This window comes from Bradyrhizobium sp. BRP56 (genome assembly GCF_020194035.1).
Taxonomy (GTDB): domain Bacteria; phylum Pseudomonadota; class Alphaproteobacteria; order Rhizobiales; family Xanthobacteraceae; genus Bradyrhizobium; species Bradyrhizobium australafricanum.
Genome location: NZ_JADYVV010000207.1, coordinates 1 through 443 on the forward strand (window position 1 = coordinate 1; position 443 = coordinate 443).

2 pseudogenes are annotated in these 443 nt (G+C 59.1%); both read right to left on the reverse strand.

What is annotated here, in order from left to right:
* Positions 1-118 (reverse strand): annotated as a pseudogene (locus I6F38_RS43400) (IS481 family transposase); the annotation flags it as partial.
* Positions 109-443, reverse strand: a pseudogene (locus I6F38_RS43405) (hypothetical protein); the annotation flags it as partial. The pseudogenes I6F38_RS43405 and I6F38_RS43400, both read right to left, overlap by 10 nt.

Sequence of the window (443 nt, forward strand, 5' to 3'; positions counted from 1 at the left end):
TCGTGGTCTCGCTGACCCCCAGTTCCGTCGCCAATTCGGCAACCGACTTCCTGCTGCGCTGGATATAGGCGCGCGTCTTCGGCGTCGTCGTGGCGTTCGCGTGCAGGCTCAGTTCCATGACCCGAGGCGCTCCCTGACAAAGGCCACGCCTCGTTCTACACCGATTCCATCAAACCAATCAGCAGGGACCAAACACGAAAGCAGAGATCCATACGCCGCGGCAAATCTTGCAGATGTGACTCTTCGTTGTCGTCCTGGCGAAAGCCAGGAGGTGGATTCACATTCGAAGTGCAACACTTGAGCAAAGGACTCGGCGGGCGTGCGGTAGTCAAGGCATTTGCGCGGGGTGTTGTTGTAGGCGGCGATGAACTGGCGGAATCTGGCGGTCGAGAGGGTTACGAGATCCGTCTTGCGGGGAATAAAGCGGCGCATCCTGCCGATGG